The following is a 15405-nucleotide window of genomic DNA, read 5'->3' as shown; positions in this document are numbered from 1 at the left end:
GGCGTGACCGGACGCTGGGAGTTCTGGATCGACCGGGGCGGCACCTTCACCGACGTCGTCGCCAGACGGCCCGACGGCGGCCTGCAGACGTGCAAGCTGCTCTCCCACGACCCGGGCCGCTACCGGGACGCCCCCGTCGAGGGCATCCGGCGCATGCTGGGCCTCGAGCCCGGCGAACCCGTGCCCGCCGACCGGATCTCCGCCGTCAAGATGGGCACCACGGTCGCCACCAACGCCCTCCTGGAGCGCAGGGGCGAGCCGACCGTCCTGCTCGTCACCGAGGGCTTCCGGGACGCGCTGCGCATCGCGTACCAGAACCGGCCGCGGCTCTTCGACCGCGAGATCGTGCTTCCCGAGGCGCTCTACGAGCGAGTCGTCGAGGTGCCCGAACGCATCGACGCGCACGGTGACGTCGTCCGTCCGCTCGACGCCGCCGCCACCGGCGCGGCCCTGCGCGGGGCTCGCCGGGACGGCCTCAAGAGCGTCGCCGTGGTGCTGCTGCACGGCTACCGCCATCCCGCTCACGAGCAGGCCGTCGCGCGGGCGGCCCGCGAGGCCGGATTCGACCAGGTCAGCTGCTCCCACGAGGTCAGCCCGCTGATCAAGCTGGTCCCGCGCGGCGACACCACCGTGGTCGACGCCTACCTGTCGCCGATCCTGCGCCGCTACGTGGACGAGGTGGCCGCCGAACTGCGGGGCGTCCGCCTGATGTTCATGCAGTCCAACGGCGGGCTCCGCGAGGCCGGCCACTTCCGCGGCAAGGACGCCGTGCTCTCCGGTCCCGCCGGAGGAGTGGTCGGCATGGTCCGCACCTCGCGGCAGGCCGGGTTCGACCGCGTCGTCGGCTTCGACATGGGCGGCACGTCCACCGACGTCTCCCACTGGGCGGGCGAGCTGGAACGCGTCCTCGGCACCCAGGTGGCGGGCGTACGGATGCGCGCGCCCATGATGAACATCCACACGGTCGCGGCGGGCGGCGGCTCCGTCCTCCACTTCGACGGGCAGCGCTACCGCGTCGGCCCCGACTCCGCCGGCGCCGACCCCGGACCCGCCTGCTACCGCCGCGGCGGCCCGCTGACCGTCACCGACGCCAACGTGATGCTCGGCCGCGTCCAGGCGGCGCACTTCCCGGCCGTCTTCGGCCCGGACGGCGACCTGCCACTGGACACCGAGGCCGTACGCGACGGCTTCGCGCGGCTCGCCGAGGAGGCCACCGCCGCGACCGGCGATCGCCGCACCCCGGAGGAGGTCGCCGCGGGCTTCCTGGAGATCGCCGTCCTGAACATGGCCAACGCCGTCAAGAAGATCTCCGTGCAGCGCGGCCACGACATCACCCGCTACGCCCTCACCAGCTTCGGCGGAGCCGGCGGCCAGCACGCCTGCGCGGTCGCCGACGCCCTGTCCGTCGACACTGTCGTCGTGCCGCCGCTGGCCGGTGTGCTCTCCGCGTACGGGATCGGCCTGGCCGACGCCACCGCCATGCGGGAACAGTCCGTGGAGAGCGACCTCACCGAGGAGGGGCTGCCCGCCCTGGAGGAGGTCCGCGACCGGCTCGACGGCCTCGCCCGCGCCCAGTTGCGCGAGGACGGGGTCCCCGACGCCACCGTGGAGACCGTCACGCGCGTCCACGTCCGCTACGCGGGCACCGATGCGGCGCTGCCCGTCCCCATGGGGACGGTCGACGCCATGCGCGAGGCGTTCACCGCCGAGCACCGCGCCCGTTACGCCTTCACCATGGACAAGCCGCTGGTCGTCGAGGCGGTCTCGGTGGAGGCGGTCGGCTCCGCCGGCCCGCCGGGCCGGCACTTCGTGGAGCAACCGGACCGCGAGGGCCCGCTGCGGCCGGCCGCCGAGGTGTCGCTGTACGCGGAGGGCCGGCGGCAGGACTGCCCCCTGTTCCGCAGGGACGGGATGCGCCCGGGCGACACCGTGGACGGGCCCGCGGTGATCGCCGAGGCCGACGCGACGACGGTTCTCGACCCCGGCTGGCGGGCCGCGGTGGGCGAGCACGGCCATCTCCTGCTCACCCGGGTGCGGTCACGGCCCCGCAGGACGGCCGTCGGCACCGAGGTCGACCCCGTGATGCTGGAGGTCTTCAACAACCTCTTCATGGCGATCGCCGAGCAGATGGGGGTCCGCCTGGAGAACACCGCCCACTCCGTCAACATCAAGGAACGCCTGGACTTCTCCTGCGCCCTGTTCGACCCCGAGGGCAACCTCATCGCCAACGCGCCCCACATCCCCGTCCACCTCGGCTCCATGGGCGAGTCCATCAAGGAGGTGCTGCGACGCAACCGGGGCACCATGCGCCCCGGCGACGCCTACGCCGTCAACGACCCGTACCACGGCGGCACCCATCTGCCGGACGTCACCGTGATCACCCCCGTCTTCGACGAGGAGGGGCGCTCGCTGCTCTTCCTGGTCGCCTCGCGCGGCCACCACGCCGAGATCGGCGGGCTCACCCCCGGTTCGATGCCCGCCTTCAGCCGCACCGTGCACGAGGAGGGCGTCCTCTTCGACAACTGGCTCCTGGTGCGCGACGGCCGGCTGCGCGAGGAGGAGACCCGCGCCCTGCTCGCGGACGCCCCGTACCCCTCGCGCGACCCGGACACCAACATCGCCGACCTGCGCGCGCAGATCGCCGCCAACGAGAAGGGCATCTCCGAGCTGCGGCGCACGACCGGTGAGTTCGGCCTCGACGTCGTGCACGCCTACATGCGGCACGTGCAGGACAACGCCGAGGAGTCCGTGCGGCGCATCGTCGCCGGCCTCCACGACGGCGACCGCGCGTACGAGACGGACAACGGCGCGGTCATCCGCGTCGCCGTCCGCGTCGACCGCGGGGCACGCTCCGCCGTCCTGGACTTCACCGGCACCTCGCCGCAGCAGGAAGGCAACCTCAACGCCCCGCGCTCCGTGGTCATGGCCGCCGTGCTCTACGTCTTCCGCACCCTCGTCGCCGACGACATCCCGCTCAACAGCGGCTGCCTCAAGCCCCTGGACGTCCGCGTCCCCGAGGGGTCGATGCTCGCCCCGGAGTACCCGGCGGCCACCGTCGCCGGCAACGTGGAGACGTCCCAGGCCGTCACGGGAGCCCTGTACGCGGCGCTCGGCGTGCAGGCCGAGGGCTCCGGCACGATGAACAACGTCACCTTCGGCAACGACCGGGTGCAGTACTACGAGACGGTGGCTTCCGGCGCCGGGGCGGGCGAGGGCTTCGACGGCGCCGACGCCGTCCAGACCCACATGACCAACTCCCGGCTCACCGACCCCGAGATCCTGGAATGGCGCTACCCCGTCCGTGTCGAGGGCTTCGCCCTGCGCGACGGCAGCGGGGGAGAGGGCCGCTGGCACGGGGGCCGCGGCGCGGTGCGCCGCATCCGCTTCCTGGAGCCCATGACGGTCGCCCTGCTGTCCGGCCACCGGCGGGTCGCCCCGTACGGCATGGCGGGCGGCGGGCCCGGCGCGCTCGGCGAGAACCGGATCGAGCGCGCCGACGGCACCGTCACCCCGCTCGGCGGGGTCGACTCGGCCGAGGTGGGGCCCGATGACGTCCTGGTCGTCGCCACGCCCGGCGGGGGCGGCTACGGGGCCGCCGGCGCCTGAAAGGTCCCGGACGCGGCGGTGCCCGGACCGCGCCGTTTGGGCCGTTGTCGGTCGGAGCGCCTAGTCTGTGCGTCGTGACCACGACCGTTCCGCACCAGCTCAGCGGCGGTGTCCGGCCCGCGCCGGGCCCGGCCGCCGACGAGGGCCTGGCCCGCCGCCTCAAGGCCCTGGCCTGCACGGCGCCGCTGCACGACCTCGACGTGCGCAAGGCCAACCTCGCGGGCGAGTATTCGGTGTACGCGATGGCGGAGGTCGCCCTGGCCGCCATCGACCTGGTCACGCTCAACATGGACTTCGACACCGGCGCCGACCACGACCAGATAATCTCCCGGCTGCTGCCCCGCATCGCCGCCCAGGCCCCCGGCCGTCCCGCCCCCGAGCACGAACGGGTGGGCCGCTGGGTCCTGGAGAACCTGATCAACGTCGGCAGCGTCGACCGCGGCTTCCGCGCCGTCTACGGCACCTTCGGCGCCGACGGCGTGTACGTCCGCCGCGACTACGACTTCAAGCTGATCGAGGAGGTCGCGGGCCGCGACGGCACCGTCTACCTGCGCACCACCGACGAGGCCGTCAACGTGCTCGTCGGCGCCCTCGACACCGACGTCACCAGCGCCCAGATCGCCGCCGAGGTCAAGCTCGAGGTGCTGATCAACCGGGGCCGCCTCGCCGACGCCCAGCTCGCCGCCGAGCAGGCCCGCTACCGCACGGTGCAGTACGCCGAGACGCTGCGCCGCGCCCTGGACGCCACCCGCCGCAACGTGCGGGCCGTCGACTGGGTCGCGGCCGTCCCCGACATGATCGCCGAGGCGCTCGACCACGTCGCCGACCGCTACCGGCACGAGAACGCCATCCTGACCAACATCCGCAAGGCCAGGGACGAGTCGGAGGACCCGGAGCACAAGCGCCGCGCCGCCGAACTCGTCGACATCGTCAAGGACTGCATCCGCCGCCACACCCAGCTGCAGTCCCGGCTGCTGGAGGCCGGCCCGATCTTCCGCGCCGAGCAGGACCGGCAGGCCTTCGCCGCACCCCGCGGCGGCGCCCTCGTCGGCATGCTCGACCTGTACGGGCAGCTGGTCGCGCCCGTGCTGCCGCTCCCGGTGGAGCAGGCCACCCGCGTCACCGACGCCTGGTTCGCCCGCGGCACGGGCTACCGCACCCCCGCCTCGGTGCGCGTCACGGACCTCGTGGAGGCGCTGCTCACCCCGCCGCTGGAGCGCGAGCACCTCGGCGCCGAGATGCCCGAGCCCGACCTCGTCGCCACGCCCGACGACAGCCGGTTCAGCGAGGAGCAGCTCGAGACCGCCCTGGAGCTCCTCGACCTGCCCCACGACGCCCCCCGCCGGCTCTCCGGGCTGCTCGCCGAGGCCCGTCGTCTCGACCCCGAACTGCCCTACCTGGTGGCCCTGCTGGCGGTGCACGCCGCCAGCCCGCCGGTCGGCACCGCCTACCGCCAGGGCGAGGAGCGGCTGCTGTTCGCCGTGGACGACGGCACTCGGCTGGACGACCCCGAGTTCGGCGGCGCCGACCTGGTCGTGGGCACGGCCCGGCTGGACGCCGCCGGAATGGCCGCCGAGCGGTCCGAGGTGGCGTGACGATGAGCGAACCGACCATCCGTACCGAGGAGACGACCCCGTGAGCGACCACCGCGACGGCGAGAGCACGCAGCCGCCCGCAGCGGCCCCCGCGGCGGCGGCCGTCACCCCCGGGGACGCCGCGGACGCCGCCCGCCTCGTCGCCTTCGGCCTGCAGCCGAAGCTGCTGCCCGCGCGCGACGCCGAGTACGCCGAACTGATCCGCCGCTACCGCGAGGAGCCCCTGTTCTCCCGGCTGGCCGACGCCGTGGCCGCCGGCCTCGGCCTGGTCGTGCTGGAGGTCTCGCCGCGGGCCGGCATGGCACTGGCCGCCGGTGAGGACTCCGTCTTCGCCGTCCGCATGGGCGACTACTCGCGCCGCGCCGCCTCCGACGCCGGCGACCGCTTCCTGCACGGCCTCTCCCACCTCGCCACCGCCGCCATGGCCTTCCCGCGCCCGGAGGACCTCGCCGACGACGCGTACATCGGCCGCGTCACCGTCAACGGCATCGACGGCTTCCTGCGCCAGGCCTGCCGCCGGCTGGAGGAACGGGCCGAGGAGCAGGGCGAGAACACCGACCCGGCCACCGACGCCCCGGGCCTCGAGTCCGCCTGGCGGGTCTACGTGCGCCGCAGCTCCACCGGGGCCACCAAGGACGCGCGCCGCCTGGCGGGCTCCACCACCGGCATCGTGGGCAAGGCGGTCTCCTTCCTCGTCGACTCGGGGTTCCTGCAGCGCACGGGTGACGAGTCGGGCGGCACCTACCGCACCACCGCCCGCTACCAGCTCCAGGTGCGCGACATGGCGGGCAGCGCCGCCATGGCCGAGCTCCTCGACCTCGGCATCGTGCCCCGGGCCGGGGAGGCGGCGGCCCTGATGCCGGCCGAGGAGGGCGACGACCTCGGCCTCGCGGCCGGAGCCGGCCTGCCCTTCCACTCCTGACAAGAGGCCCGCGCCGCCACCGGGATCCAGCCGATCCACCCGAAACCGCCGACCACAGACCACCACGACGAGAGCCCCCCATGTACGAGCTGTCCCGGGTCCGCCTCTACTCCATCGGGCCCGCCGGTGCGCGCTACGCCGACACCGTGCTGGACCTGCGCGGAGTCGGCGAGCCCGTGCCGCAACCCGCACCCGCCCAGGCGGAGTTCTTCGAGGACGAGCCGACCGGGCCGCCGCGCCGTCCGGCCCCGGCCGGGGTGCTGTTCCTGGAGAACGGCGGCGGCAAGTCCGTCCTGCTCAAGCTGATCTTCTCGGTCATGCTGCCCGGTCACCGCAACACCCTGGGCGGCGCCAGCTCCGGCGTGCTCCGCAAGTTCCTGCTGGCCGACGACTGCGGCCACGTCGCCCTGGAGTGGCAGCACACGGTCACCGGCGAACTGGTCGTCGTGGGCAAGGTCAGCGAGTGGCGCGGACGCCAGGTCTCCTCGGACCCGCGCAAGTTCGCCGAGGCCTGGTACTCCTTCCGGCCCGGTCCCGGGCTCGGCCTGGACTCGCTGCCCGTCGCCGAGTCCACCGCGGTCCGCCCGTCCGCCGAGGGCGCCTCGGGTGCCCGTGGCCGCCGCCGCACCATGAAGGGCTTCCGCGACGCGCTGACCGACGCCGGACGCTACTACCCGCACCTGGAGGTGGTGTGGGAGGAGATCCACGACCGGTGGAACGAGCACCTCGGCGAGCTCGGCCTCGACCCCGAACTCTTCCGCTACCAGCGGGAGATGAACGCCGACGAGGGCGAGGCGGCCGGCCTCTTCGCGGTGAAGAAGGACTCCGACTTCACCGACCTGCTGCTGCGCGCCGTCACCGACACCCGGGACACCGACGGCCTCGCCGACCTCGTGCACGGCTTCGCCGGCAAGCTGGGCCGCCGGGCCGAGCTCACCGCGGAACGCGACTTCACGGCCGGCTCCCTCGAACTGCTCGGCCGCATCGTCGAGACCACCGCAGCCCGCGACCAGGCGCGCGGTGTGCACGCACAGTCCGAGCGCCGGACCCGCGCCCTGGCCCGCCGGCTGTCCGCGCGCGCCCGCGAGGAGCGGGGCCGTGCCGCGGAACTGGCCGAGGAGACGGCCCGGGCCGCGCACACCGTCACCGACGCCGAGGCCGCCCGCGGCCGCGGCGCCCTCGTCGCGGCCGAACTCGCCTACCGGCACGCCTCGCTGGCCCTGGCCGCCGGTGAGAAGAGCGCCACCGCGCTGCGCCGCGAGCTCAACGACGCCAGAACGCTGCAGTCCGCCTGGCAGGCCGCGGAGACCGTGCTGCGGCACCGCGCCGCCGCCGACCGCCTGGCCCGGGTCACCGCCGCCATCCGCGAGGCGGAACGGGACGCCGCTCCCGCGCTCGCCGCCCGTACGAAGGCCGCCGCCGACCTCGTCCGCGCCCTGCGCGCCGCCGCGGACGCCGCCGACGAGCGGGCGGACGCGGAGGAGGAACGCTCCGCGGGACTCCAGGCGCAGTCCGAGGCGGCGCATCGCGACGCCACCGCCGCCGCGACGGAGGGGCAGCGCGCCCGCAGCGAGGCCGGGCACCTGGTGCAGCGGCTCGCGGAGGTCGAGCAGGAGACCGCCGAGGCGGTCCGGGCCGGCTGGCTGGACGACTCCGCCCCGGACGCCGACCCGGCCCGTGCGGCACTGGAGGCCTCGGACGCCGAGAAGGCGGCCTCGACCGTGGCCGAGGCGGCCCGAGACGCCGCCCGCCGGGCCGGGGAGCGGGCCCGGGGGGCCGCCGCCGCCGACGCGCGCGCCGAGCTGTCCGCCGCCCGCGCGGCCGACGCCCTCGCCGCGGCCGAGGCCGCGCACGCCGCCGAGTCGCGCGTGGCCGACGCCCTCGCGGCCGAACCCCGGCTGGCCGCACTGCTCGGCCTCCCGCCCGCGGAGGTCCCGGGGACCGTCCCGGCGGCCGGCTCGGAGGACGACACCGCCGCGGACCGGGCCCCCGCCATCCCCGCGCAGGCCTCCACCGCCCGTCGCGGCGTCCCCGCGTCCGGTCGGCGTCCGGCCGAGCAGGGCCCGCTGACCGCGGCCGAACTCGACACCTTCGCGGAGCCGCTGCGGGAGATGCTGGACGGCGCGGTGGCCTCCGCCGAGCGGCAGTTGTTCGACCTGCGCACCGCCGCCGCCGACGACGCCCGCATCCTGGCCGCGCTCGGTGACGGCGGGCTGCTGCCGCCGGGCCCCGACGTGCTCGCCACCGTCGAGTACCTGGGTGAGCACGGCATCCCCGCGCTCCCCGGCTGGCGTTACCTCGCCCAGGCCGTCGACCCGGCCGACCACGCCGCCGTGCTCGCCGCACGCCCGGAGCTCGTGGACGGCGTGGTCGTCACCGACCCGCAGAGCTACGCCAGGGCCCGTGAGGTGCTCGCGCAGGCGGCCCTGCTGCCGCGGTCGACCGTCACGGTCGGCACGGCGGCGGCCCTGCTCGCCCCGCCGCCCCCGGTGGGCGCCGAGCCCGAGCTCTTCCTCGTCCCGCCCAACCCGGCCATGCACGACGAACTGGCCGCCGACGGCGAGCGGCAGGCGCTGCGCGCCCGCGCGACCGCCCGCGAGGAGGACATCCGCCACCTCGCCGCCCGGCTGGCCGAGGACCGCACGCTGGCCGCCCGGCTCTCCTCGTGGCGCTCCGGCTGCCCGAGCGGCCGGCTCGCCGAGCTGGCCGCGGCCGTCGGGACCGCCCGGGAGACCGCGGGCACCGCCCGCGAGGAACTGGCCGAGGCACGCTCCGTACGGAGGGAGGCCGACGAGGCCGCCGCCGAGGCGACCGCCCTGCGCGACGAGCGCCAGGAGACGGCACAGCAGGCCCGCCGGGCCGCCGACGCGCTCGCCGGACTCGCCTTCCGGCTGCGGGAGCGGGCCAACTGGCAGCGCAGGACCCGGGAGCTGGCCGAGGACGCGGCCGAGGCCGAGACCCGGGCCGAGACGTGCCTGACCCTGGCGCGCGCCGCCGACGAGGACCGCCGCGCCGCCCAGCGCGCCGCGGACGACGCCCGCCGCACCGCGCGGGTGCTCCGCGCCGAGCGCTCGGAGATCACCGGCGCCCCCGACGAGGCCCTCGACGACGAGGACGGCGCGGCAGAGCAGTCCGGCTCGCTGCCCGCCCTGCGCGAGGCCTACCGGGCCGCGTCCCAGGTGTACGAGAAGGTGGGCGTCGGCGCCGACCTGCGGGCCGAGCAGGCCCGCGCCGAGAGCACCGAGCAGTCCGCCCTCACCGAACTGGAGCGCCTCACCAACAAGGTGCGCACCCGCGCCGCCCAGCTGCTGGAAGGCACGGACGGCGCCGACGGCCCCGCCCGGCAGGCCGCGGCCGCGCGCGCCGAACAGCTCGTGGCGACCTTGGACTCCCGCGCCTCCACGGCCAGCGAGCAGCTGGGCCGGCTGCGAGGCGAGGCCGAGCGGCACGCCCCGGCGGACGGCGAGGCGCACACCGAGCTCCCCGAGGAGCTGCTGCCTCGCGACGCCGGGCACGCCCAGGAGCTGCTGCGCGGCGCCAACGGCGAACTGGCCGCCCGCACCGAGGCGCTGGCCCACGCCCGGGACGGCCACGGGGACCTGGTGCGCGCCCACCGCGCCGCCGAGGACGCCGCGACCGGCTTCGACGAACTCGCCGCCCTGCTGCGGGACCTGCTCCGCGACGGCGACCGCCAGCCCGAGGAGGCGGAGGAGGAGCCCGAGCCGTACTCCGGCTCCCTGGAGGAGGCCAGGGCCGCGGTCGCCGAGACCCGCCGCAGCCTGCGCGGCTGCGCCGCCGACCTGTCGGCGGCCGAATCGCAGCTGCGCGAGGCCTGCGACGTCCTCGTGCGGCACGCCAACGCGGCCCGCTACGAGCAGGTGCGCACCCCGGCCCGCCAGCAGATCCGCGAACTGCCCGGCTCCGCGCTGCCCGATCACGCGGCGGGCTGGCACGCCGCCTTCGCGCCGCGGCTGCGCGTCCTGACCGACGAGCTGGAGCAGCTGGAGCGCAACCGCGACAGCATCGTGGACCGGCTGCGCGGCATGGTGGAGTCCTCGCTGGCGACCCTGCGGTCCGCGCAGCGGCTGTCCCGCCTGCCGGAGGGGCTGGGGGAGTGGTCGGGCCAGGAGTTCCTGCGGATCCGCTTCGACGACCCGGACCACGCGGAGCTCAACGAGCGGCTCGGCGCCGTCATCGACGAGGCGACCCGGGCTGCCGTCCGCAAGAACTCCGATCTGCGCCGGGACGGCATGTCGCTCCTGCTGCGCGGGGTCGCGGCGGCCCTCGAGCCCAAGGGCGTGGCCGTCGAGATCCTCAAGCCGGACGCGGTGCTGCGGGCCGAGCGCGTGCCCGTCGGGCAGATGGGCGACGTCTTCTCCGGCGGCCAGCTGCTCACCGCCGCCATCGCGCTGTACTGCACGATGGCCGCGCTGCGCAGCAACGACCGCGGCAGGGACCGGCACCGGCACGCGGGCACGCTGTTCCTCGACAACCCCATCGGCCGCGCCAACGCCACCTACCTGCTGGAGCTGCAGCGTGCGGTCGCCGACGCGCTGGGCGTCCAGCTGATCTACACCACGGGGCTGTTCGACACCACGGCGCTCGCCGAGTTCCCGCTGGTCGTACGGCTGCGCAATGACGCGGACCTGCGCGCGGGCCTGAAGTACATCAGCGTCGAGGAGCACCTGCGGCCCGGACTGCCCGTCCGGGACCCGGAGTCCGAGCCGGTGCACGGCGAGATCACGGCGACGCGGATGTTCCGCCGCCCGGCCGAGCAGCCGGCCCCGCAGGGCGGCTGACCCCTCGGCCGGGCGCCGTCGCGCCCCTGGGCCGCCCAGGTCGCCCCGAGTCCCCGCGGCTCGCTCAGGCGGTACGGGCGCCGGTGCCGGACACGTGCCGGCGCCGTTCCGCGTCGCGGGCCTCGGACCGGGCCCGCCGCCGTTCCCGCCGGCGCTCGCGGCGCAGCCTGCGGGCCGCGCTGCTGGGGCTGGACACCACGCCGTTGCGCTGGTTCCAGACCTGGCGGGTGATCCACACGTCCAGCACCGCCCAGGTGGCGAGGACGGTGAAGGCTATGGCGGTGAGCATCGCGGGCGCCGCGAGCCAGGACTCACCGGCCGTCCCCAGTGCGGCGATCACCGCGGCGATCAAGGTCAGCGACACGACGAGCCAGGCCCGCACGGCCGCCCGGCGCACCGGGTCGGGCAGGCGCGGTCGCCCGACGGGCTCCTCCACCCACAACTGCCGCCGGGCCTTCCGCGGCGGAATGTCGCGATCCAGTGCGTCCTCGACGAGGTCGTCCATGAAATCTGCTCCCCTGCGGAATACCGGTGCTGCGGTGCCGGATCCCCGATGTCCGACTCCAGAGTGGCTGCCCGGTTTCCGCCGATGAATGCCCTCCGCATTCCGGAGCACCCCCTCCCCACCTCTCATACGCCGGAAGGGCCCCCCGGGTTCCCTGTGCGGTGCATTTCGGCCAGGCGTGCCGGCTGTTCATCCGTACGAATCGGGTCGTCCCGGGGCAAGGGCGGAAGCAGGGCTTTCGGTTTGGTCATCCGGCAGTAGTAGGCTCGCGCCGTTTGCAGTCGGAACACGACAGCCCTTGACCGGGTTTGACGTTGGGGAGGCCATGCGCTTTCGCGGTACGACGATCCGGCGGAAGATCGTGGCACTGCTGCTCATTCCGCTGGTGTCCCTCACGGCCATCTGGGCCTTCGCCGCGACCCTGACCGGACGTCAGGTCTGGGGCCTCTTCGGCGTCGAGCAGACCGTCAACACGCTCGGCTACCCGGTCGAGGACGGCATCCAGGCACTCCAGCAGGAACGCCGTTCCGCCATGCTCTACTTGGCCGATCCTCGACGGTCCGACGCCCGCGGCACACTTCTGGCGCGGGAACGCGCGACGGACACGGTGATCGCCCGGCTGCGCGACAACGCGCGCGACGCCGGCAACCGGGAACGGCTGACCCCCGACTCGCGGCGCCGCCTCGACCTCGTCGTCCGCGGGTTCGGCGGCCTGGAGACGCTGCGCGGCAAGGTCGCCAAGGGCCGCATCAGCCGCAACGACGCCTTCCGTGCCTACAGCGGCCTCTTCGACCCGGCCTACGCCTTCCTGGACTCGCTGAACCCGATCAACAACGTCACCATCGACAAGCAGGGCCGCGCCCTCATCCAGGTCACCCGGGCCCGCGAGGCGATCAGCCAGGAGGACGCCCTCATGGTGGCGGCCATCGCGGCCGGCCGCATGAGCGCGGCGGAGATGCGCTCCTTCACCTTCGCCGTCGCCGAGCAGCGCGCCTACTACGCCGACAACCTCCACCTGCTGACCGGCGAAGAGCGCGCCCTTTACGACGCCTACTGGGCCGGGCCCTCCGGCCGTGCCCTGCGCGCCGCCGAGGACACCGTCATCTCCGCGGGCGCTTCCGGCGCGCCCCGGGCCGCGGACCGCGTGTCCTGGCAGAGCACGGCCTCCACCGCGCTGAGCGACCTGGACCGGATGGGCGTCGAGGCCGGGGACCTGCACAAGAAGCGCGCCGAACCGATCGGCATGCGGCTGGTCGCGACCGCCGCGATAGCCGGCGGCCTCGGCCTGATCGCCGTCGTCGCCTCCGTCATCGTCTCCATACGCATCGGCCGCAGCCTCATCCGCGACCTGTCCCGGCTCCGCAAGGAGGCCCAGGAGGTCTCCGGCACCCGGCTGCCACGCGTCATGCGCCGGCTCGCCGCGGGCGAGGAGGTCGACGTCGAGACCGAGGCGCCGCGCCTGGACTACCCCGACGACGAGGTCGGCCAGGTCGGCAAGGCCGTCAACACGCTGCAGCGCGCGGCCGTCGAGGCCGCCGTGCGCCAGTCCGAGTTGCGCCGCGGCGTCTCCGAGGTCTTCGTCAACCTCGCCCGCCGCAGCCAGGTGCTGCTGCACCGCCAGCTCACCCTGCTGGACGCCATGGAGCGGCGCACCGAGGACCCGCAGGAACTCGCGGACCTCTTCCGCCTCGACCACATGACCACCCGCATGCGCCGCCACGCCGAGGGCCTGGTGATCCTCTCGGGCGCCGTGCCGTCCCGGCAGTGGCGCAAGCCGGTGCAGCTGATGGACGTGGTGCGGGCGGCCGTCGCCGAGGTCGAGGACTACGAGCGGGTCGACGTGCGCCGGCTGCCGCGGCTCGCCGTCACCGGCCACGCCGTCGCCGACCTCACCCACCTCGTCGCCGAACTCATCGAGAACGCCACCGTCTTCTCGCCGCCGCACACCAGCGTCCAGGTGCACGGCGAGTCCGTCGCCAACGGCTTCGTCCTTGAGATCGACGACCGCGGCCTCGGCCTCACCCCCGACGCCATGCTGGAGGCGAACCTCCGTCTCGCCGAGACGCCCGAGTTCGAGCTCTCCGACACCGACCGGCTCGGCCTCTTCGTCGTCAGCCGGCTGGCCCAGCGCCAGGGCGTCCGGGTGTCGCTGCGCCCGTCCCCCTACGGCGGCACCACGGCCGTGGTGCTGGTGCCGGCGACGCTGCTGACCGAGCCCGGCGAGGAACAGCAGCCGGAGCCCCTGGCCGACGAGGCCGCGCAGCAGGACGCGCCGGACGTGACGGTGGTCCCGGACGCGCCGGACGAGCCGCGGGTCCGGCCCATGTCGGCCGCCACCGAGCACAGCTTCCGCCAGTGGGGTCTGGTCCCCGAGCCGGACGACGAGCCCCGCGAGCACCGGCCGCACCTCACCGGGACCGAGGGGGCCCCGGCCGGCGCGGGCGACGCGGCCCCGGGGGCGAAGCCCTCCCTGGCGCCGGGCGACGGGCTCACCGTGCTGCCGCGCCGCCGCCGCACGCCGGTCCTGGTCGCCGAGAACGGCCGCCCCGTGGGCGAAGCGCCCCCGACCGCCGACCCCGCGCCGCAGGAGGAGCCCGCCGTGCCCGAGCCGCAGGAGGAGCCCGTGGGCGCCGGACTGCCCCGCCGGGTGCGCCAGGCCAGCCTCGCCCCGCAGTTGCGCGGGGAATCCACCACCGGGACCCGTACCGCCGCCGCCGCGGACGGGGACGACGGGCCCGAGCGCTCGCCCGAAGAGGTGCGCGACCGCATGGCCTCGCTGCAGCGAGGATGGCTGCGCGGCCGCGCGGTCGCCGACGACCTCGGCACCGACGGCACCGACGACGTCCGCCCCGCCGACCGTCCGGGAACCACCCCGGCCGCGGAGCGCGGCGGCGACAGCACAACCAGAACCACCACGGAGGGGAACGGTCCATGACGGCACCATCGAGCGCGTCCCGCGAGCTCAGCTGGCTTCTCGACGAACTGGTCGGTCGCGTGGCCAGCATCCGCAAGGCGCTGGTGCTCTCCAGCGACGGCCTGGCCACCGGCGCGTCCGAGGGCCTCACCCGTGAGGACGCGGAGCACCTCGCAGCCGTCGCCTCCGGCTTCCACAGCCTCGCCAAGGGCGTCGGACGGCACTTCGAGGCCGGCAAGGTCCGGCAGACCCTCGTGGAGCTGGACGAGGCCTTCCTGTTCGTCACCGCCGCGGGCGACGGCAGCTGCCTCGCCGTGCTCGCCGACTCCGACTCCGACGTCGGGCAGGTCGCCTATGAGATGGCGCTGCTGGTGAAGCGGGTCGGCGTGCACCTCGCCACCGCCCCGCGCACCGACGACGACGCGGCGCGGGCGGTGTGACGAGGACGCCATGAGCCCCGAAGCGGACCGCTGGTACGACGACGACGCCGGGCCCGTGGTGCGGCCCTACGCCATGACGCGCGGCCGTACCAGCCACGCCGCCGAAGCCCGGCTCGACCTGATCGCCCTGGTGATCGCCGAGTCCCGCAGCGAGGACGACGACGCCGACGTCGACCGCACCCTGTCGCCCGAGCACCTCGACATCGTCGGGCTCTGCCGGGAGCAGCCGATGTCGGTCGCCGAGCTGGCGGCCGACCTCGACCTGCCCGTGGGCGTCGTGCGGGTGCTCATCGGCGACGTCCTGGAGGCCGGCCTGGTCCACATCAGCCGGCCCGTCCCGCCGGCGGAGCTGCCCGACGCCGGGCTGCTCCGTGACGTCATCGACGGCCTGCGCGCGCTCTGAGCCACCCCGGGGGCACCGTGGGCCCGCCGTGGCCCCTGGTGCCCCCTCATGCGTGCCCGAGGGGCCGTCAGGGCCGTTCCCGGCCGGACGGGTGGGGCGTCGGACCGGTAACGGCCCAAGGACCGCTGGTAGTTGTCCGGTCGTACCGTAGTAATGTTCCACTGCCACAGCTGATCGCCCGACGCAGTCCCTAGGACCCAGGATGCCTCTGACCTGTGTAA

8 protein-coding genes are annotated in these 15405 nt (G+C 75.2%); 7 read left to right on the top strand and 1 reads right to left on the bottom strand.

Annotated features, from left to right (window positions below):
- Positions 1-3 precede the first annotated feature (3 nt).
- The 4 genes from ACZ7MY_RS33265 to ACZ7MY_RS33250 all read left to right on the top strand — a co-directional run bounded on the left by ACZ7MY_RS33265 (position 4) and on the right by ACZ7MY_RS33250 (position 10922).
- A complete protein-coding gene (locus ACZ7MY_RS33265) occupies positions 4-3606 on the top strand; it encodes a hydantoinase B/oxoprolinase family protein (RefSeq protein ID WP_499607303.1) in 3603 nt (1200 codons plus the stop codon).
- A gap of 74 nt (positions 3607-3680) precedes the next feature.
- Positions 3681-5201: a hypothetical protein gene (locus tag ACZ7MY_RS33260; RefSeq protein WP_499607300.1), complete on the top strand. Its 1521-nt coding sequence runs from the start codon at positions 3681-3683 to the stop codon at positions 5199-5201.
- Positions 5202-5241: 40 nt separating this feature from the next.
- Complete coding sequence (locus ACZ7MY_RS33255) at positions 5242-6123, top strand: hypothetical protein (RefSeq protein ID WP_499607298.1); 882 nt, start codon at positions 5242-5244, stop codon at positions 6121-6123.
- 80 nt (positions 6124-6203) lie between these two features.
- Positions 6204-10922, top strand: coding sequence for a coiled-coil domain-containing protein (locus ACZ7MY_RS33250; RefSeq protein ID WP_499607297.1), 4719 nt, complete (start codon positions 6204-6206; stop codon positions 10920-10922).
- A 64-nt stretch (positions 10923-10986) separates the two neighbouring features.
- Here the strand turns inward: ACZ7MY_RS33250 and ACZ7MY_RS33245 are convergent, their stop codons facing one another.
- Complete coding sequence (locus ACZ7MY_RS33245; RefSeq protein WP_499607294.1) at positions 10987-11427, bottom strand: hypothetical protein; 441 nt, start codon at positions 11425-11427, stop codon at positions 10987-10989.
- A 325-nt stretch (positions 11428-11752) separates the two neighbouring features.
- Between ACZ7MY_RS33245 and ACZ7MY_RS33240 the strand changes: the two genes are divergently transcribed.
- From ACZ7MY_RS33240 to ACZ7MY_RS33230, 3 genes are read left to right on the top strand one after another with little or no spacing between them, the layout of a single operon-like run.
- Entirely contained in the window at positions 11753-14362 is a 2610-nt protein-coding gene (locus ACZ7MY_RS33240; RefSeq protein ID WP_499607292.1) for a sensor histidine kinase, read from the top strand.
- Positions 14359-14781, top strand: a complete 423-nt coding sequence (locus ACZ7MY_RS33235) for a roadblock/LC7 domain-containing protein (protein ID WP_499607290.1) — start codon at positions 14359-14361, stop codon at positions 14779-14781. The genes ACZ7MY_RS33240 and ACZ7MY_RS33235 overlap by 4 nt, the downstream gene beginning before the upstream one ends.
- A 10-nt stretch (positions 14782-14791) precedes the next feature.
- The gene (locus ACZ7MY_RS33230) at positions 14792-15184 is read left to right on the top strand and encodes a DUF742 domain-containing protein (protein ID WP_499607287.1); all 393 of its coding nucleotides are present in this window, start codon (positions 14792-14794) and stop codon (positions 15182-15184) included.
- Positions 15185-15405: the final 221 nt, after the last annotated feature.

The organism is Streptomyces sp. NPDC111520 (assembly GCF_055635295.1).
The sequence above is the reverse complement of the archived record's forward strand: the minus strand, read 5'-3'. Positions and strand labels throughout refer to the sequence as shown.